Origin of the sequence: Cellulomonas gelida, from assembly GCF_006538725.1 — a bacterium.
GTDB classification, from domain to species: domain Bacteria; phylum Actinomycetota; class Actinomycetes; order Actinomycetales; family Cellulomonadaceae; genus Cellulomonas; species Cellulomonas gelida.
Genome location: NZ_BJLQ01000007.1, coordinates 45,388 through 64,206, shown reverse-complemented (window position 1 = coordinate 64,206; position 18,819 = coordinate 45,388). Strand labels below are relative to the sequence as shown.

General features: G+C 73.9%; 14 protein-coding genes. 5 read left to right on the top strand and 9 right to left on the bottom strand.

Going from position 1 to position 18,819, the window contains the following annotated elements:
- Positions 1–81: 81 nt before the first annotated feature.
- Together CGE01nite_RS04960 and CGE01nite_RS04955 are read right to left on the bottom strand one after the other, a co-directional pair.
- A complete protein-coding gene (locus tag CGE01nite_RS04960; protein WP_141369347.1) occupies positions 82–2,502 on the bottom strand; it encodes a DEAD/DEAH box helicase in 2,421 nt (806 codons plus the stop codon).
- Positions 2,503–2,627: 125 nt separating this feature from the next.
- Positions 2,628–3,155, bottom strand: coding sequence for a GNAT family N-acetyltransferase (locus CGE01nite_RS04955; protein ID WP_141369345.1), 528 nt, complete (start codon positions 3,153–3,155; stop codon positions 2,628–2,630).
- A gap of 438 nt (positions 3,156–3,593) precedes the next feature.
- On the opposite strand from CGE01nite_RS04955, the gene CGE01nite_RS04950 reads away from it, so the two are divergent.
- From CGE01nite_RS04950 to CGE01nite_RS04935, 4 genes are all read left to right on the top strand, one after another.
- Positions 3,594–5,435 carry a ribonucleoside triphosphate reductase gene (locus tag CGE01nite_RS04950; RefSeq protein WP_141369343.1) on the top strand — a complete coding sequence of 614 codons (1,842 nt, stop codon included), beginning with the start codon at positions 3,594–3,596 and terminating at the stop codon, positions 5,433–5,435.
- Between the two features lie 11 nt (positions 5,436–5,446).
- The gene (locus CGE01nite_RS04945; protein ID WP_307722630.1) at positions 5,447–6,292 is read left to right on the top strand and encodes an anaerobic ribonucleoside-triphosphate reductase activating protein; all 846 of its coding nucleotides are present in this window, start codon (positions 5,447–5,449) and stop codon (positions 6,290–6,292) included.
- Between the two features lie 277 nt (positions 6,293–6,569).
- A complete protein-coding gene (locus CGE01nite_RS04940; protein ID WP_141369339.1) occupies positions 6,570–7,238 on the top strand; it encodes an RNA polymerase sigma factor in 669 nt (222 codons plus the stop codon).
- Complete coding sequence (locus CGE01nite_RS04935; protein ID WP_141369337.1) at positions 7,238–7,999, top strand: hypothetical protein; 762 nt, start codon at positions 7,238–7,240, stop codon at positions 7,997–7,999. The genes CGE01nite_RS04940 and CGE01nite_RS04935 overlap by 1 nt, the downstream gene beginning before the upstream one ends.
- A gap of 70 nt (positions 8,000–8,069) precedes the next feature.
- Here CGE01nite_RS04935 and CGE01nite_RS04930 read toward each other — a convergent pair whose 3' ends face one another.
- The 7 genes from CGE01nite_RS04930 to CGE01nite_RS04900 form a co-directional block, all read right to left on the bottom strand.
- Positions 8,070–10,007 (bottom strand): carbohydrate-binding domain-containing protein, encoded by a 1,938-nt coding sequence (locus CGE01nite_RS04930; protein ID WP_141369335.1) that lies wholly within the window; start codon positions 10,005–10,007, stop codon positions 8,070–8,072.
- A 56-nt stretch (positions 10,008–10,063) separates the two neighbouring features.
- Complete coding sequence (locus tag CGE01nite_RS04925; protein WP_141369333.1) at positions 10,064–10,858, bottom strand: polyphosphate polymerase domain-containing protein; 795 nt, start codon at positions 10,856–10,858, stop codon at positions 10,064–10,066.
- Entirely contained in the window at positions 10,855–11,529 is a 675-nt protein-coding gene (locus tag CGE01nite_RS04920) for a DUF4956 domain-containing protein (protein ID WP_229747488.1), read from the bottom strand. Before CGE01nite_RS04920 ends, CGE01nite_RS04925 begins: the two co-directional genes overlap by 4 nt.
- Positions 11,530–11,824: 295 nt before the next feature.
- Entirely contained in the window at positions 11,825–13,525 is a 1,701-nt protein-coding gene (locus CGE01nite_RS04915) for a hypothetical protein (protein WP_141369331.1), read from the bottom strand.
- Positions 13,522–14,073 carry a sigma-70 family RNA polymerase sigma factor gene (locus CGE01nite_RS04910; RefSeq protein ID WP_229747487.1) on the bottom strand — a complete coding sequence of 184 codons (552 nt, stop codon included), beginning with the start codon at positions 14,071–14,073 and terminating at the stop codon, positions 13,522–13,524. Before CGE01nite_RS04910 ends, CGE01nite_RS04915 begins: the two co-directional genes overlap by 4 nt.
- Before the next feature lie 226 nt (positions 14,074–14,299).
- Entirely contained in the window at positions 14,300–15,568 is a 1,269-nt protein-coding gene (locus CGE01nite_RS04905) for a hypothetical protein (RefSeq protein ID WP_141369329.1), read from the bottom strand.
- On the bottom strand, positions 15,565–16,203 hold the full coding sequence (locus CGE01nite_RS04900; RefSeq protein ID WP_141369327.1) for an RNA polymerase sigma factor: 639 nt from the start codon (positions 16,201–16,203) through the stop codon (positions 15,565–15,567). The genes CGE01nite_RS04905 and CGE01nite_RS04900 overlap by 4 nt, the downstream gene beginning before the upstream one ends.
- A 247-nt stretch (positions 16,204–16,450) precedes the next feature.
- On the opposite strand from CGE01nite_RS04900, the gene CGE01nite_RS04895 reads away from it, so the two are divergent.
- Complete coding sequence (locus CGE01nite_RS04895) at positions 16,451–18,760, top strand: sodium-translocating pyrophosphatase (RefSeq protein WP_048344528.1); 2,310 nt, start codon at positions 16,451–16,453, stop codon at positions 18,758–18,760.
- The last annotated feature ends 59 nt before the right edge of the window (positions 18,761–18,819 follow it).

The window sequence follows — 18,819 nt, the reverse complement described above, 5'->3', positions numbered from 1 at the left end:
GTGGAGCCTGGTGACACGGGGTCGGGCTGGCCGAGGGCCGGCTGGGTCGCGCCAGGTGGGGTGGCGTCAGGTGGGGTGGCGTCAGGCCGTGGCGTGACGCAGGACGGCATCGAGCAGGCGCAGCGCGGCGGCCTTGTCGAGGGGGTTGTTGGCGTTGCCGCACTTGGGCGACTGCACGCACGCGGGGCACCCCGTGGTGCACCGGCAGTCGGCGATCGCGGAGCGGGTCGCGGTGAGCCAGGTCGCTCCGAGGTGGAAGCCGCGCTCGGCGAAGCCAGCCCCGCCGGGGTGGGCGTCGTGCACGAAGACGGTGGCCTCGCCCGTGTCGGGGTGCAGCGCGGTGGACAGCCCGCCGAGGTCCCAGCGGTCGCACGTCGCGAGCAACGGCAGCAGACCGATCGAGGCGTGCTCCGCGGCGTGCAGCGCTCCGGGCAGTGCTTCGAGCGTCACGCCCGCCTCCTCGAGCACGGACGCCGGCACGGTCCACCACACCGACGACGTGCGCAGCGTCCGCGGCGGCAGCTCGAGGTCCTCGTAGCCGAGCACGCGCAGGTCGGGCAGGTGCTTGCGGTGGAACCCGAGCACCTGCGACGTGACGTCGACCGTGCCGAGGTACCACGCGACCGGGCCCCAGTGGCGCTCGTCGTGCACGTCGACGATCGCGGTCGTGGACAGCCACTTGGCCCAGGTGCCGAAGTCGACGTCCCGGCGGGTCGCGAGCGCGACGTCGTCTGCCTGGTGCAGCTCGTCGACGACGAACGTCGCCCCCTGGTGCACGTAGACCGCGCCCGGGTGGAGCGTGGCGTCGGCCGCGGCGGCGTCGACGGTGCCGAGGACACGCCCGGTGTCCGTCTCGACGACGCGCACGGGGTTCCCGCCCGCGCCGCGCAGGTCGGTCAGCCGCGAGGCGGGCTCCGCATGCGTCCAGTACCAGCCCGACGAGCGGCGGCGCAGCACGCCGTTGGCGACGAGGTCGTCGAGCACGGCCAGCGCGCGGTCGCCGAACAGCGGGAGCTCCTCGGCGCGGATCGGGCGCTCGGCGGCGGCCGCGCACAGGTGCGGGGCGAGCACGTACGGGTTGGTCGGGTCGAACGCGGTCGCCTCGACGGGGACGTCCAGCACCGCCTCGGGATGGTGGACGAGGTAGGTGTCGAGCGGGTCCTCGCGCGCGACGAGGGCGACGAGCCCGTCGGCGCCCGCACGCCCGGCACGGCCGGCCTGCTGCCAGAACGAGACGCGCGTCCCCGGCCACCCCGCGATGAGCACCGCGTCGAGGCCGGAGATGTCCACGCCGAGCTCGAGCGCGTTCGTCGTCGCGAGCGCGCGCAGCGAACCGGACCGGATCGCGTGCTCGAGCGCTCGTCGTTCCTCGGGCAGGTACCCGCCGCGGTAGGCCTGGACCGTGGCGCGCAGCGACGGGTCGGCGTGGGCGACGTGCTCGCGCGTGGCGGTCGCGACCGACTCCGCCGCCCGGCGCGAGCGCGTGAACGCCAACGTCCGGCCGCCGTGCACGACGAGGTCGGCCAGGAGGTCGGCGACCTCGGCGGTCGCCGTGCGGCGCGGCCGGGTCTCAGGTTCGCCCGGGGTCGCCCACGGGTCCTCGTCCGGCAGCAGCGAGGCCCACGGAGTGCTCGCGTCCGGGCCGTAGCCGGGCAGCTCGGGCGGCTCCCACAGCACCACGGTCTTGCGTCCCGCGGGCGAGGCGTCCTCGGTGACGGACTCGACCTCGTGCGGGTCGACGCCGAGCAGGCGTGCGGCGCTCGCGGCCGGGTCGGCCGTGGTCGCGGAGGCCAGCACGAACGTGGGCGAGGCGCCGTAGGCCGCGGCCAGGCGGCGCAGGCGGCGCAGCACGAGCGCGACGTGCGCGCCGAACACCCCGCGGAACGCGTGGCACTCGTCGAGCACGACGTACTGCAGCGACGCCAGCAGCCGCGACCATCGCTCGTGCTGCGGCAGGAAAGAGAAGTGCAGGAAGTCCGGGTTGGTCAGCACGACGTCGGCGTGGTCGCGCACCCAGCGGCGCTCGTCGGTCGAGGTGTCCCCGTCGCACGTCGCGACCCGGACGTCGCGCACCTGCGCGGCGGTCAGCAGACGGTCGAGCGCGGCGAGCTGGTCGGCCGCGAGCGCCTTCGTCGGGCACAGGTACAGGACGCTCGCGCGACGTCGGGCGGACTCGATGCGGCCCGGGTCGAGCGCGGCCTCGGCCGCCCGCCCGCGCACCGCGCTCAGCGCGGGGAGCCAGTACGCGAGGGACTTGCCGGAGCCCGTCGACGTCGCCAGGACGGTGTGCCGGCCGGCCCATGCGGCCTGCGCGGCCTGCGCCTGGTGCCGCCACGGCGAGTCGACCCCGAGGGCGCGGTAGCCGCGCACCAGGTCCGTGTCCGCCCACGCAGGCCACGGCTCGCGCACCCCCTCGCGTGCCGGGACGTGGCGCACGTGGGTCGCGCGCTCGGCTCGTCGTCCACCGGCGAGCAGCACGTCGAGCAGCTCGTCGGACTCCACCCGACCATGCTCGCACCCGAGCGGCCGTGCTCCGGACGAGGTCCGTGAGCTCGCGCTCGCAGGTGTCGGGGATGAGGCGCCGACGAAGTGCCCCCGCGGGTGCGTCCCGGCGGGGGCACGGGCGGTCACCTGGGCAGCGTCCGCATGCGCCACACGGTGCCGAGCGCGGGGTCGCCGCTCGGGTGAGGGTCGACGTGGTCCACCGCGAACCCTTCACGCTCGTAGAACGCGGCTGCACGGCGGTTGGCGGCGACGTGCTCGACGAACAGCCGGTCGACATCCGGGGGGAGCCGCTCGACGAGTGCGGCGACGAGGCGAGGCCCGAGGCGGCTCCCGCGCAGGCCGGGCGCGACGTAGAGCTTGTAGACCACGTGGTCGTGGCCGGCCCGACCGTGCTGCGCCACCCCGACGACGCGACCGTCGCGCTCGGCGACGACGACGTCCCGAGCCGCGACCGCCGCGCCCACGTACTGCGGGCTCCACCAGCGGCGCACCTGCTCGTCGGCGGCCGCCGTGCCGATCAGCGGCGCGTAGTGGGCCCGTACGTGCGCCTCGCCGAACCCGCAGATGCCCGCCACGTCGTCCGCGACCGCGGCGCGGACCGCGACGTCGCGCGGGGTGAGGGCCCGTGCGTCGGGGTCGTTCGCGGTCATGGTTCTCCCACGGCGGGGCTGGGGCGGTGGCGGTCGGCAGGGCCGGCGCGGTGGTGCCGTGCACTCGACTGCGACGTGCGCCAAGGCTACGACGCGGTGCCCCGCGCGCCGGCACCTGCGAGGGTCGAGGGGTGGTCGGCGCTCGTCGCCGCATGCCCGGGCAGGGCCGCCTCGGCGCCCGTCGTGAGGGCCGGAGCGAGCCCGCGGACCGACACGCCGGGGCGTCCGGGTGAACTGCGCGCAGCGACACGCCGTGTCTTCGCGGCGCGGCCGCGCGCGCCACCTGCGGGCACCCGGTCCCCCGGGACCAAGGTCCCGGAGCGCCACCCGCCGTGGGCATAGAAATTCCCACATCTTGTGAACGTCCACCAAGCGCACCACTACATGTGGGGGTCGCGGTGAGATCATGAATTCGACGACGAAGGAGCGCACACCGCCATGTCCGAGCCCGCCGCGCAGGCCCCCACCCCGACCGCGCCCGTCACGGTCGACGTGGCGTCGTCGATCGACGAGTACCTCGACCGCAGCGACTGGCGCGTCAACGCCAACGCCAACCAGGGCTACTCGCTGGGCGGCCTGATCCTCAACACCGCGGGCAAGGTCGTCGCGAACTACTGGCTGTCCGAGGTCTACCCGGCGGCGGTCGGTGAGGCGCACCGCGAGGGCGACCTGCACATCCACGACCTCGACATGCTCTCCGGCTACTGCGCGGGCTGGAGCCTGCGCACGCTGCTGCAGGAGGGCCTCGGCGGGATCCCCGGCAAGGTCGACGCGCGTCCGGCGAAGCACTTCTCGGCGGCGATCGGTCAGATCGTGAACTTCCTCGGCACGATGCAGAACGAGTGGGCCGGGGCGCAGGCGTTCAGCAGCTTCGACACGTACATGGCCCCGTACGTGCGGACGGACAACCTGACGTACGCGCAGGTCAAGCAGGGCATCCAGGAGCTCGTGTACAACCTCAACGTGCCGAGCCGCTGGGGCACGCAGACGCCGTTCACGAACCTCACGTTCGACTGGATCTGCCCTGACGACCTCAAGGACCAGGTCCCGATGGTCGGCGACGAGCCGTGCGACTTCACCTACGGCGACCTGCAGCCGGAGATGGACGTCATCAATCGCGCGTACATCGAGATCATGACCGAGGGCGACGCCACGGGCCGCGTCTTCACGTTCCCGATCCCGACGTACAACATCACGCAGGACTTCGACTGGCACAGCGCGAACGCGGACGCGCTGTTCGCGATGACCGCGAAGTACGGCCTGCCGTACTTCCAGAACTTCATCAACTCGGAGATGAAGCCGGGCGACGTGCGCTCGATGTGCTGCCGCCTGCAGCTGGACCTGCGTGAGCTGCTCAAGCGTGGCAACGGCCTCTTCGGGTCGGCGGAGCAGACGGGCTCGATCGGCGTCGTCACCGTGAACTGCGCGCGCTTGGGGTACGTGCACGCGGGCGACGAGCCCGCGCTGCTTGCCCGGCTCGACGAGCTCGTCGAGTACGCCCGCACCAGCCTCGAGCTGAAGCGCGAGGTGATCGGCCGGCTGATCGACCAGGGCCTCTTCCCGTACACCAAGCGCTACCTGGCCACCCTCGACAACCACTTCTCGACGATCGGCGTCAACGGTCTCAACGAGATGATCCGCAACTTCAGCGGCGACGAGTACGACATCACCGACCCCCGCGGTCACCAGATGGCCGTGCGGGTCCTGGACCACGTCCGGGCCCGGATGGTCGACTTCCAGGAGGAGACCGGCCACCTCTACAACCTCGAGGCGACGCCGGCCGAGGGCACGACGTACCGCTTCGCCAAGGAGGACCGCGCGCGCTTCCCCGGCATCCTGCAGGCCGGCACGGACACCAACCCGTACTACACCAACTCTTCGCAGCTCCCGGTGGGCTTCACCGACGACCCGTTCGAGGCGCTCGAGCGCCAGGACGAGCTGCAGACGAAGTACACGGGCGGCACGGTGCTGCACCTGTACATGTCGGAGCGACTGTCGACCCCCGACGCCGCCCGTGAGCTGGTCCGCAGGTCGCTGTCCCGGTTCCGCCTGCCGTACCTGACGGTCACCCCCACGTTCTCGATCTGCCCGAACCACGGCTACCTGGCGGGCGAGCACCAGGAGTGCCCGCGCTGCGCCGAGGTCGGCCGCATGCAGGAGTGCGAGGTGTGGACGCGCGTCATGGGCTACCACCGGCCTGTGTCGTCGTTCAACGTGGGCAAGAAGGGCGAGCACGCCGAGCGCACGCACTTCCGCGAGTCCGTGGCGGCGCTCGCGTGACAGTCGCGTCGGTGGGGCAGCGTCCGTCGTCGTCCGACGACGAGCGGGCGCTGCCCCCTGCGCGCGGCGAGGCGGCCCCGCTCGGGACCGCGGGGGACGCCGGTCCCGCGCGGTCGGGTCCGCGGGGCGCGGCCGCGGGCCCCCTCCTGCCCGGAGTGGGTGCCGCTGCGGCGCTCACCCTCGGCGGCGGGCGCAAGGAGGCTTGCGCCGGTGACCTCGTGATCGCCGGGCTCACGCGGATGTCGTCGTGCGACTGGCCGGGCAGGCTCGTCGCGACCGTGTTCCTGCAGGGCTGCCCGTGGCGCTGCACGTACTGCCACAACCACGCGATCCTCGACCCGCGAGCGCCGGGTCAGGTCCCGTGGCGCGAGGTGCGCGAGCTCCTCACTCGTCGTGCCGGGCTCCTCGACGGGGTCGTGTTCTCCGGCGGCGAGCCGACGAGGCAGACGGCGCTGGCCGACGCGATGCGCGAGGTCCGCGACCGCGGGTTCGGCGTCGGCCTGCACACCGGCGGGGCCTACCCGCGCAAGCTCGAGCCGCTGCTGCCGCTCGTCGACTGGATCGGATTCGACGTCAAGGCGCCGCGGCACCTGTACCGCGCGATCACGCGCGTCGGCGGCGAGACGACGGCGGCCGACCAGGCGTTCGCGAGCCTGCGGATGGTGCTCGACTCGGGCGTCGACGTGCAGGTCCGCACCACGGTCGACCCCACGGTCCTGTCCGACGACGACGTCCGCGCCCTGACCGCGACGCTGCACGACCTCGGTGTGACGGACCACGTCCTGCAGGAGGTCCGCCCGGACGGCACCACCACCGAGTACCAGCAAGCCCTGGCCGCCACCCGCCACCCCTCCTGACCCCGCCCAGACCCCCGCCCCGTCCGCACCACCCGCGACCCAGCGTCTGCTCCGACTGAGAGTGATCGAGCCCGGAGCAGTCACTGGGTCGGCGAGTTTCTCCGCCGCGACCCAGCGCTTGCTCCGGTTCTGAGGCGGTGAGGCCGGAGCGATCGCTGGGTCGGCGAGCCTCCCCGCCGCGACCCAGCGGTCGCTCGGGGTCCCGGATCGGGCTCGGCGGACGAGACGCGCTGCCGGTTGGGTAAACACCTGGGCGGGTTGCGGCAGTCTCCTAGGTATGGGCACAGACGCGCCGACGAGCGCCGGGCGGGGCGACGCGCGTCGCGATGCAGCCGACGCCCGCGAGCTCGGCAGTCTCGTACGAGCGCGGCAGTCCGGGGTGCCGACCTCGCGCGCGAGTGCCGAGCTCGTCGGGGATGCGTCGGGTGAGCGGGGGACGCACGTCGGGGTTGCGTCGGGCGAGCGGGGGGCGCACGACGAGGTGGCGCAGTTCGTCGGTGAGCATCGGCGTGCGCTGCTGCGCGTGGCGCTCGGCATGTGCCGCGAGGCCGCCGCAGCCGAGGACCTGGTGCAGGACACCGCGGTGCGCCTGCTCGTGCACTGGGACAAGGTGCGCACCGCGCGGGTCCCGTTCGCCTACGCGCGCACCGTGCTCGTGCGGCTCTACCTCGACCAGGTGCGCGGCCGGGAGGCGGCAGTGGTCGCCTCGGGCGGTCGCGAGCCGGTCGCGCCCGACGAGTACGCGTACGTCGAGTCGGTCGACGCGGCCGTCTCGATGATCGCCGGCCTGCCGCCCCGCGCCCGCGCGGTCCTCACGCTCCGCTACATCGAGGACCTGGACGACCGCGAGATCGCCCGCGTCCTGGGCATGTCCCGCAGCACCGTGCGCGTGACCGCGCACCAGGCCTTGCGCCGCCTGTCCGTCGCCGACCCGAGGAGGTCGTGATGAGCGTCAAGATCACCGAGAAGGACTTCGCGGCGGCGTTCCGTGCGCAGGTCGACGCGGAGGCCGACGACCTTCTCGTGCGCGCCGCCGCCGGGACGAGCCCGCAGCACGGGCCGGCGGCGAACCCCGAGCCGGGGCGAGCGGACCCCGCACCGGCGCGAGCGCGCTCGGCCGACGAGGTCCCGCGGCGCCGGTCAGGGCGCCTGACGGTCGTCACAGCGCCAACGCCGGGGCCGGACGGGCTCGTCGGGCGCCGGCGGCACGGGCGGGCTGTCGCCCTGACAGCCGCCGCAGCCGTGACCGTCGTCGGCGGTGTGGCCGCACTGCTCGTCGGACCGCTCACGGACGACGGACCGGACCCGGGTGCGGCACCGGTCTCGGCCGTGAGCATCGTCCGGGACGCGGTCCCGGACGGGCCGGTCGTCGTGGGACGGCTCGGAGTGCTCGACGGGTGCCTGGCGATCTCGCCGGGCACGCTCGTGGCCGTGAACCCGCCGACGTGGCAGTGGGACGCGCTGCGGGGTGCGCTGACGTGGATCGCCAGCTCGAGCAGCGAGCCGTTCCGGATCGGCGACGACCTGCGCGTCGCGGGCACGCTCGTGCCTGCGAGCCAGCTCCGGGCCGACGGCGTCGAGCTCCCGACGTCGTGCGCAGACTTCGCGGGCGACGTGCTGCTCCTCGGCTCGCCCGTGCCGCGTACGGACGACGCACCCGCCCTCCCGCGCCTGGGGACCGGAGAGACGTCGTCGCCGCAGGGGTAGCGCCGCGCCCGGCGACGGACCGAAGCCGATCCCGGAGCGGCCTCGCCACGGGCGTGAGCACGGTGGCCGGTCAAGCGTCGCTCGACGTGGCCGGCGGAGCGGGCTGGCGCCCGGGCGCTTGGCCGTCGCCGGGACGCTCACCGCTCGACATGCCGCCGCCAGGAGCTCCGGGGCCGGCCATGCCTGCCGCGACCTCGCCCGCGGTGCCGGTGCCGGCGGTCGTCGTCCCGGCCGTGCCGCCGCGGCTGAGGGGCCCGGCGACCGCGTCGCCTGCGGTCCCGCCCAGGACCGCGGTGTACGTCGCGCCGTCGACCACGTCGGGGGACGAGTACACGACCGACGAGAACGGCTTGACCGCGGTCAACGAGGCGAGGACGTCGCCGTCGGACGAGACGACCTGCACGACGTCCCCGGCCGCGCCCTGTTGCGACAGCGTGATCCCGACGAACGACTGCGTGCCGCCCGACGGCGTCTGCGCCATGCCCGAGGACCCGACGGCGATGAGCTCGCCGCCCGTGATCTCGAACGTCCCGGCGTAGTCGAGCGAGCCGTTGCCGTCGTTCGTCGGGCCGGACACGACGACCGTCCCGCCGGTCATGGTCAGGTTCCCGTTGGAGTCCAGGCCGTCGCCCTGGGCGTCGACGACGAGCGTGCCGCCCGCGATGGTGACGGACACGTTCTCGTCGGCCGCCTCCATGCCGCCCCCGCCGCCGCCGAAGCCGCCGCCCTGCTGGGCCTGGTCGCCGGTCGCGGTCTCGTCGGCGGAGCCGTCGGCGGTCGAGCCGTTGAGGCCGTCGTCGCTGGTGACGAGCGTGATGGTGCCGTCCAGGATCGTGATCTCCTGGGCCTCGAGCCCCTCGACGGCCTGCGTCACGTCGAGCGTCCCGCCCGTGACCTGCAGCGCGTACTCGCCGTGCACGGCGTCGTCACCAGATGCGAGCGTCAGCGCCCCGCCCGTGATCGAGACGACCGCGTCGGAGTGGATCGCGTCGTCGGCCGCATCGACCGCCAGCGTGCCTCCGCCGACGACGACCGCCGCGTCGCCGACGAGGCCCTTGGGGGAGGCGTCGTCGGCCACGGTCGCGTCCGCGCCGCCGCCCGTGGTGATGTCCAGGGTGCCGCCTGCGACGAGCACGTCGGTCGCCGCGGTCAGGCCGTCGTCGCCCGCGGTGAGGTCGATCGTGCCGTCGTTCACCAGCACGTACCCGAGTGTCGCGTCCTCGTCGTCGTCGGACTTCAGCGCGTCGCCGCCCGCCGTGACGGTGAGCGTGCCGCCCTCGACGACGAGGTAGTCCTTGCCGCGGATCCCGTCGTCGACCGCGTCGACCGTGAGCGTGCCGGACGCGACGACCAGGCCGTCCTTCCCGACGATCCCGTCGTTGCCGTTGCCCGTGACGTCCAGCGAGCCGTCGCCGGTGATCGTCAGGTCACCCGCGCTGAACAGCGCGCCGCTCGCCTCGTCGTCGTCCGCGTAGGTGGTCGTGTCGGCGAGGCTGTTGTCGCTGCCGTCGGCGAGCACGACGAGCACGTCGTCGGCCTCGAGCACCTGCAGCGGTGACGTGGTCGAGCTCGTCAGGTCGACGCCGTCGAGGACGAGCGTCACGTCCTGGTCGGCGGCCGTGACGACGACCTGCCCGTCGGTCAGTGTCCCGGACAGCCGGTAGGTGCCGCCCGCGGCGATCGTCACGGTGTCGCCGTCGACGCTCACGGCGTCCGACGAGGACGACGACGATCCGTCAGCCAGCGTCACGTCGACCGCCGTGGACTCGTCGTAGGACGCGTCGACCTCGTGCGGTGCGGTGTTCTGGGCCATCGCGGACTCGACCGTCAGGTCCGCGTCGGTGGACGCCGGGACGGTCGTGCCGGTGCCGGTGCCGGTGTCAGCGGCGGTCGCGGTCGGGGACGTCGACGACGAGTCGCCCTGCGCCGTGCACCCGGCCAGGATCAGGGCGACGACGGTCGCGGGGACGGCCGCGCGGATCGCGGCTCGCTTCAGGGGTGTGCGCATGGGGTCCTCCTCGGACTCAGGCGTGGTCGTGGGCTCGGGCGGGTTCGGGGGCCGGCTCAGACGCCAGCGGTCAGGCGCTCGTACGGCTCGATGTGCCGGTCGAGCACGCGGCGCCAGGGGGTCAGCGGGAGCTCGGGGTGCAGCACGGCCATCCCCGTCCCGTACTTGGAGATGCGGACGGGCCGGTGGCCGTGGCGCCACAACAGCCGGTCGGTGACCGACGGCGACGCGCCGGTCTTGGTCTCGACCACGACGAGCGGACCGAGCGGGCGTTCGTCGCCGGTCTCGGCGTCGACCCACACCAGGTCGGTGTCGATCGTCGTCCGGGCGATCGCGCCCGGCCGTCCGCCGTCGACGAGCAGCGTGGTGCGGCGGTAGCGGTTGGCGAGCGTGGGGCGCAGCGGACCGTCGAGCGGGCGGTGCGGGCCGAGCGTGCTCGTCGTGAACGCCCGGGCGGCGTCGGTGAGCTCGTGCGCGGCGCCGTCGTGCGGCTGGCGGAGCTTGACGGTCGCGCCGCGTGCGCCGCGGGTCTTGACCTCGACGAAGCAGTCGCCCGAGTCCGCGTACGTGCGGGTGCGGACCTTGTACCGGCCTCGCCGACGGTGCGCCGCGCCCAGGTAGCTCGCGAGCGCGGGGGTGTCGAAGTACACCGACGCGTACTGCGACGTGCGGCGACCCTCGATCTCGAGCACCCGTGCGCCGTCGGTCAGGGGGAGCGTCGCCAGCGCGACCGCGGGGAGCACGTACTTGCGGTCGACGCGGGTCAGGAGCCCTGCGCCGGCCTCGTCGATGTCCGCGAGCCCGACTGCCGTGAGCGTCGCGAGGCGCCGCTCGAGGTCCGCCGCGCTCACCGCAGCGTCTCCGGCTGCACGCTGCCGGCCCGCTCGTACCCCGCTTGGTACCGCGCCCCCTGACGCTCGGCCTGCGGGTAGCCGGTGACGCCCGTCGCGCCCATCGGCTCGTCCGACGAGAACGGCAGCGTGCCTGCCGAGTACCGCACGTCGACGGTCGTGGTGTCGTTGACCAGGTCGAGCCGCTGCACGGTCGCGGAGTGCACCCGCCCGCCGAGCAGCCGTTCGAGGTGGGCGACGAGCGCGGTCTCGTCGGCGATCGCGCGGTCCACCACGACGATCTGCTGCCGCAGCCGGTCCAGCAGGCGCGGGCTGTCCGCGAACGCGACGACCGCCACGATCGCCACCATGAGCTCGACCCCGAGGCCGATCGACGTCGTGCCGAGCCCGCCGATCAACCCGAGCGCGAGCGCCGCGAAGTAGTAGGCGACCTCGTGCTGCGCGAGCTCGGTGGACCGCAGCCGGATGATCGACAGCACGCCGAACAGCCCGAGCCCGAGCCCCGCAGCGATCGTGCTCTGCGCGAGCGCCGCCGACACCGCGAGCACCCCGACGTTCACCGCGAGGAACGCCACGACGAGGTCGCGGCGCCGGTGCCGGGGCAGGTAGACGGCGAACGTGAGGACGAGGATCGCGACGAGATCGGCCGCGTAGAGGGCGTAGGGCGACACGTGGTGCTCCAGAGGTCGGGGCTGGGAACGACCTCGATTCAGCCAGCCTGACCTGGGCGAACACTGGGCGCCGGCTGGACCCCGGGTCCGAGTTCGTTGACCCTGCGTTCACGCCGACGCGGCTCAGCGGGTGAGCGTGAGGTGGGAGCTCGACATGAGCGGGCACCGGCGAGGGCGGCACTCCGGCGCGAGATCGGCAGTCCGGAGTGCCGACCTCGCGCAGGACTGCCGACCTCGCCGCCGCCGACCGCGCAGGGCTGGTCGACGTGGGAGTGCGGGTTCGCCTTCGACGAGGTCAGGGCGTGGCGAGCTCCACCGGGACGGGGCCGGCGACGAGAGTGCTCGGGGTGCCGTCGACGGTCACGCCCAGGGCCGCCCAGGTGTCGTAGGTCCCGGTGCTCAGCGGCCCGTCGCACCCCTCAGGGTCGCTGTAGGTGGTGCTGAACGTCGTGGACTCGCCCGGCTGGAGCGTCGTCGTGGTCGCGTCGTACATCGCGGTCAGGCCCATGCCCACCACCTGCTCGCCGTCCGAGAGCCCGGCACTCAGATGATCGGGCAGGAGAGTGACCGGGACGTCCCCGCTGTTCGTCACCGTGACGGAGAGCGCGCCGTCGGCCGGCGCCGCGGTCGCCTCGACGGCCAGCGGCGACTCCTGCGTGATCGCGGCCCACTGCGCGAGCTCGTCGGCGGAGGTGCCGCACGTCATCTCGAGCAGCCCCGGCATCTGGTCGTCGACGACCGCGTCGCCGGTGACCTGCAGCGGCCACGGCCCGGCCGCGGCGGACCAGTCGTCGGCGTCGGTCTCCCGCGCGCCGTCGGGACCCAGCGGCGTGAACGTCGACAGCGCCCAGACCTCGTAGTCGCCCGGCTCGAGCGGCGTGGTGTCGTCGGTGCAGCTCAGCAGGAGCGTCCCGGCGTCGAGCGGCGTCGACGCACCCGGGTCGAGCGAGAGGTCGATGCCGATGGCCTCGATGGGGCCGGGGCCGCCGACGACGACACCGTCACGCACCAGGACGACCTCGGGGTAGCCGGTCCGGGCGTCGATGTGCGCGGGGCCGTCGTTGGTGACCGCGAGCTGCAACGACAGGTTCTTGCCGGACGCAGCGGTGCGCGGCACCGAGCTCGCGCTGAGCAGCAGCGGCGCCGGGTTGGTCTGCGGGTCGGCGAGGTCGCGCAGCTCGTCGTCGGTGGCGCCGCAGGTCGTCGGGCCGGCGAGCGGCGTGCTACTCCCGGCGGGGACGACGACCTGGAGCGGCTCGCTGGTCGAACGGGCGTCGTGCAAGTCGCCCGGCACGTCGGAGCCGCGGGCCGCGAGGCCAAAGCGGATCGTCGAGGTCGCCACCAGCTGGTACGTGCCCGCGTCGAGGACGGCGTCCTCGCCGGTCTCGCACGAGACGAAGGTGCCCGCGAGGTCGACGTCCAGGGGGAACGGCTGCGGCTGCATGTCGACGGCGACGCTCCGGGCCTCCTCGAGCGACATGTCGTACGAGCCGTCGAGCACGGCGACCACCGCACCGTCGCGCACCAGCACGACGGACGTCGCGATCGAGCCACCCAGCGGGGTGCCGAGGTAGTCGGCGGCCTGCATGTCCGCGGTCGTGCTCACGGCCATGGCCCACCGCCCCTGCCGTGCGGGCTGGAGCGTGCCGGGGACGACCCTGGTCTCGACGACCCATCCGCCGTCCCCACCGTCGGCACCGACGACCCCGTCGCCCGCACGGATCTGTGCCGGCGACACGCTGCACTGCGCGGGCGCGTCCGCGGCGAGCCGCAGTCCGCCGTCCCCGTCCGCGAGGCGCGGCACGGCGACCGCGACGCCCGCGACGACGAGCGCGAGCGCACCGGCCGCGGCGGTCGTCCGACCGGCCCGACGACGCCGTGCGCGCGTGCGCACGAGCTCGACGGGGACCTCGTAGGCGCGGGCCGCGGCAGAGTGCTCGGCGGCCGACAGCGCGTCGGACAGGGGGTTGCGGGGCTGGTCGTGGTGCTCGGTCATGACCGGGTCCTCCCGGGGGTGAGCGGCACCGACTCGTCGTCCGGGAGCGGACCGAGCAGCGCCTCGAGCTTGTGACCTGCGGTGGACAGGTACCTCCTGACGGTGCCGTCGGCCAGGCCCATGCGGGCCGCGACCTCCGGCACGGTGAGGTCCTCGCACCAGCGCAGGACGGCGGCGGCGCGCTCCTGCGGTGCGAGCGTCGCCAGGGCGGCGCGCACGTCCAGCACGGCTCCCACCGCGGGTGCGGGGTCGCGTGCGGGCTCGTCGTGCCGGCCCAGCAGGTGCCGGACGCCCGACCACCGCTGGCGCCGACGCGCGTCGTCCAGGAACGTCGTCAGGATCGCGCGCCGCACGTACGCCTCGGCGTCGTCGGGCGTGAAACCGGCCCGACGACGCGCGAACGTGCGCACGAGCGCCTCCTGCACCAGGTCCTCGGCGGCGTGCGACTGCCCCGTGAGCAGGTAGGCGTAGCCGAACAGCGCCCGCCCGCGCTCGCGGGCCAGCGTCGCCAGCACGTCGTCGTCGCCCACACCGCTCCGATCGGTCACGAGGCCGGCGGTGCGCCGTCCTCATCAGCAGAGACGACGAACCCTCGCGAACCGTTGTAGTGCATGGCAAGGCTCATCCGGTCGTCCGTCACCATCAGCGCGACGAGCCGAGCCGCTTCGTTGTTCCCGCACCGGTTCGTCGGGTCGCACCGACGAACCGGTGCCGGACCGACGAAGCCAGCCGCCGGGACGACGAACCGGGTGCGACGCACCGGCACGGGGTGGGTCAGCCGGCGAGCGTGATCGCCAGGGGTGCGCTGCGGGTCAGCAGGACGCGCTCCGGGGAGGAAGCGGTGAACCGGGAGCCGTCGGGCTGGACCAGGGTCGGGTCGAGGACCAGGTACAGGACGGTGAGCTCGTAGTCGCCCGGAGGAAGCGGGTTGCCGTCGCACGTGGCAGACGCGTCGCCCGGCGACGCCAGGGTCACGTCCATCGGGACGGGCAGCCCCGTCGGCAGCACGACGTGCTCGAGGCCCGCGTCGCCGGGGCCGAGCTCGGAGCCCGCGACCACGACTCCGTCGCGCAGCAGCCAGTACGTCGCGTACGCGCGCGCGGTGCCGCTCAGGACGCCTGGACCCGTGTAGGTGACGGTCACGGGCAGGTGCCAGCCGTCGGGCGACGGCGTGATCCCCTGCTCGGGCAGGGTGGCGTCGACCCGGACGGGTGAGCCCTCAGGCCACTGCGGTGCCGGTTGCCCGCACACGGTCTCCATCCACCCGAGCGGTGGCAGTGCCGGGTCGGCGGTCGAGCTCGGGGCGGGGGTCACGTCCTCGGCGGTGCCGACGATCTCGAGCGTCCCGACGACCTCGTCACCGCGAGTCTCGCGGTCGAGCCGCGCGGAGACGAACAGCTGGTACGTCCCAGCAGGCAGGGGCGCCCCGGCCGACGAGCCCGCACCGTCGTCGCACACCGCGGCTGGCGTCCACGCCGCGACGAGGGTGTCCGAGGTCCCGTCGCCCAGCTCGGTGGCGTCGGCTGTTGCCACGACTACGCCGTCGAGCGCCAGCGCGAGCGTCAAGCCCTCCAGACGCGCACCTTCCTGCACGAGCCGCACGGACGTGAGCGTGCGCGCCGCGGTCCCTGAGCGCACCTCGTCGTCGAGGAGCGTGGTGCGAACGGTCGCGGTCGGAGCGTTGTCGCGCGTCGCGAACCACTGCGTGGGGTACCCGCACAGGTCGCCTGGCGCGCCCGGTGTGCTCCGCGGTGTGGGCAGGACGACCGGTGCCGTGCTCGCTCCGGCCGTCGCCGTCGGTCCAGCCGTGGCGGTCGGCGTGACCTGGCCCGGGACGACCTGGGGCTGGCGCAGGCCCACGGCGAGCGTCGAGCCGCCCACCCAGATCCCGACCGCCGCGACCGCGGCGACGCCGCCCAGCGCGAGGGTGCGGCGTCGACGACGCCCGTGCACGCGCGCCAGGACGACGTCGAGGTCCTCGAGCGGGCGTCGGGCGTGCGGGTCGTCGCCCAGGTCGTGCAGACGGTCGCGGAACTCGGTCATCGGGCACCTCCGTCGGGTCGAGCGGGCGGGCTGGTCTGCGGGCCGGTCTGCGGTCGTGCTCGCGGGCTCGGGTCGAGGTCGCGGCCCGGCCGCGGGCCGGCGGGGGCACGGCGCGCGACGACCGGCGTGACCTCGTCGTCGGCGTCCAGCGGGCCGAGCTCGTCCTCGAGCAGGCGCAGCGCGTCGTGCAGGTAGCGCTTGGCGGTGCCGACGGCCACACCCAGGCGTGCCGCGACCTCGGGGACGGTGAGGTCGTCGTAGTAGCGGAGCACCACGGCCGCGCGGTGCTGACGGCCCAGGACGTCGAGCGCCCGGCGCAGGTCGAGCCGGTCGTCGCTCTCGCCCGGGGCGGCGGCCTCGTCGGGCGTCGCGACGACGTGCCGAACCCGGTCGAACCGGGCCGACGAGCGGCGCTCGTCGAGGAACACCGTGAGCACCGCGCGCCGCACGTACGCCTCGGCGGAGTCGGGCGTGAACCCGCGCCGCAGGCGCCCGAACACGCGCACGAGCGCGTCCTGCACGACGTCCTGGGCCGCGGCGCGGTCGCCGCAGAGCAGGTGCGCGTACCCGACGAGTGCCGGTCCTCGTCGGTGCACCAGATCGGCCAGCAGCCGGTCAGCGTCGTCGTCGCGCACCGTGCTCCCTCTCCCGCTCGTCCGTCGTCGGGCCCGTCGCCCTCCTACCTTCTCGACGTCTGCGGCCACCAGGACCGTTGCCCCGCCGAAGGCGCGCGTCCACGTGGCCGTCACGCCGCGCCCGGACGGTGGTTACTCGCCCGTCACGTCTAGGACCTTGGGCCGTGGCTAGACTGCCCCATCGCGCGGCAACGGGGCCGTGCGGGAGGACGTGCAGGGGGTGCGTCCGAGGGTCCGAGGAGGGTGCATGGTCGAGCTCGGTTCCACGAGCCTGACGATCGTCGGGGTCATCGCAGCGTTGGCGATCGCCTCGCTCGTCGTCGCGGCGGTGCTGCGGCGGCAGGTGCTGGCGGCAGGCGACGGCACGGCGTCGATGCAGGAGATCGCCAGAGCGGTGCAGGAAGGCGCGTCCGCCTACCTCAACCGGCAGTTCCGGACGCTCGCGCTGTTCGCGGTGGTCGTCTGCGCGTTGCTGTTCCTGCTGCCGGGAGACGGCGGGGTCAAGCTCGGACGCTCGATCTTCTTCCTGGTCGGTGCGGCGTTCTCCGCCGCGATCGGCTTCCTGGGCATGTGGCTCGCGACGCGCGCCAACGTGCGCGTGGCCGCGGCGGCGTCGCTGCCCGGCGGACGGGCCGAGGGCGCGCGCATCGCGTTTCGGACCGGCGGCGTCGTCGGCATGTCGGTGGTGGGCCTCGGCCTGCTCGGTGCTGCGGGAGTCGTGCTGATCTACCGGGGTGACGCCCCCGCGGTGCTGGAGGGCTTCGGCTTCGGTGCCGCGCTGCTCGCGATGTTCATGCGCGTCGGCGGCGGCATCTTCACCAAGGCCGCGGACGTCGGCGCGGACCTGGTCGGCAAGGTCGAGCAGGGCATCCCCGAGGACGACCCGCGCAACGCCGCGACCATCGCGGACAACGTGGGCGACAACGTCGGCGACTGCGCCGGCATGGCGGCCGACCTCTTCGAGTCCTACGCCGTGACGCTGGTCGCGGCGCTCATCCTGGGCCGCGCCGCGTTCGGCGAGCAGGGCCTGGTGTTCCCGCTCATCGTGACCGCGGTCGGCGCGCTGGTCGCGGCGCTGGGCGTGCTGATCACGCGCGTGCGGGGCGCGGAGAGCGGCCTGACCGCGATCAACCGCGGCTTCTACATCTCGGCGGTCGTCGGGGTCGTCCTCGCGGGCATCGCGGCGTTCGTGTACCTGCCGGGCTCGTTCGCGGACTTCGTCGGCGGCACGGCGGACCTGTCCGGCCAGGACGGCGACCCCCGGCTGATCGCCACGGCGGCGGTCGCGATCGGCGTCGTCCTCGCGGGCGTCATCCTGTGGGTCACCGGCTACTTCACCGGCACGACGAGCAAGCCGACGCTCCACGTCGCGGAGACGACCCGCACGGGTGCGGCCACGGTCGTGCTCTCGGGCATCGGCGTCGGCTTCGAGTCCGCGGTCTACACCGCGGGCATCATCGCGGCGGCGATCTGCGGCGTGTTCCTCATCGCGGGCGGCAACGTCGCGCTGTCGCTGTTCCTCATCGCGCTCGCGGGCTGCGGCCTGCTGACGACGGTCGGTGTGATCGTCGCGATGGACACGTTCGGGCCGGTCTCGGACAACGCGCAGGGCATCGCGGAGATGTCCGGCGACGTGACCGAGGAGGGCGCGCAGATCCTCACCGACCTCGACGCGGTCGGGAACACGACGAAGGCCGTCACCAAGGGCATCGCGATCGCGACGGCGGTGCTCGCCGCGACGGCCCTGTTCGGGTCGTACGCGGACGCCGTGGCGACCAAGATCGCCGAGGTCGGCAACGCACCCGTCGACGACCTGGTCGCCGCGATGATGAACTACGAGATCATCAGCCCGGTCACGCTCGTCGGCGTGATCCTGGGTGGCGCGACCGTGTTCCTGTTCTCGGGGCTGGCGATCGACGCCGTGACCCGCGCGGCAGGTGCGATCGTGTTCGAGGTGCGCCGCCAGTTCCGCGAGAACCCGGGCATCATGACGCACGAGGTGCGGCCCGAGTACGGCCGTGTCGTCGACATCTGCACGCGCGACTCGCTGCGCGAGCTCGCGACGCCGGGTCTGCTCGCGGCGTTCGCGCCCATCGCGGTCGGGTTCGGTCTCGGCATCGGCCCGCTCGCCGGGTTCCTCGCAGGGGCGATCGGCGCCGGCGTGCTCATGGCGGTGTTCCTCGCGAACTCCGGCGGCGCGTGGGACAACGCGAAGAAGATCGTCGAGGACGGGCACCACGGCGGCAAGAACTCGCCCGCGCACGAGGCCGCGATCATCGGTGACACCGTCGGTGACCCGTTCAAGGACACCGCCGGCCCGGCGATCAACCCGCTCATCAAGGTCATGAACCTGGTGTCGGTGCTCATCGCCCCGGCGATCGTCGTGGTCTCGTTCGGCGAGGACGCGAACACGCCGCTGCGCCTGGGCATCGCGCTGGTCGCGGCGGCCATCGCGTTCGGCGCGGTCATCGCGAGCCGCCTGCGTGCGGCCCGCGTGGACCGGGAGGGTGCGCTCGCGCACGCGCTCGACGAGCCGGACAAGATCGCGGCCGTCTGATCCTCCGCACGACCTCGCACGAACCTCGCACGAACCCGCACGACCCGTACGCACGAGAG

Bases quoted from the DNA above. Each gene is read 5' to 3' on its own strand.
- CGE01nite_RS04935 (WP_141369337.1), top strand. From the start codon at position 7,238: ATGAGCGTCAAGATCACCGAGAAGGACTTCGCGGCGGCGTTCCGTGCG.
- CGE01nite_RS04915 (WP_141369331.1), bottom strand. From the start codon at position 13,525: ATGACCGAGCACCACGACCAGCCCCGCAACCCCCTGTCCGACGCGCTG.
- CGE01nite_RS04940 (WP_141369339.1), top strand. From the start codon at position 6,570: ATGGGCACAGACGCGCCGACGAGCGCCGGGCGGGGCGACGCGCGTCGC.
- CGE01nite_RS04930 (WP_141369335.1), bottom strand. From the start codon at position 10,007: ATGCGCACACCCCTGAAGCGAGCCGCGATCCGCGCGGCCGTCCCCGCG.
- CGE01nite_RS04955 (WP_141369345.1), bottom strand. From the start codon at position 3,155: ATGACCGCGAACGACCCCGACGCACGGGCCCTCACCCCGCGCGACGTC.
- CGE01nite_RS04950 (WP_141369343.1), top strand. From the start codon at position 3,594: ATGTCCGAGCCCGCCGCGCAGGCCCCCACCCCGACCGCGCCCGTCACG.
- CGE01nite_RS04895 (WP_048344528.1), top strand. From the start codon at position 16,451: ATGGTCGAGCTCGGTTCCACGAGCCTGACGATCGTCGGGGTCATCGCA.
- CGE01nite_RS04905 (WP_141369329.1), bottom strand. From the start codon at position 15,568: ATGACCGAGTTCCGCGACCGTCTGCACGACCTGGGCGACGACCCGCAC.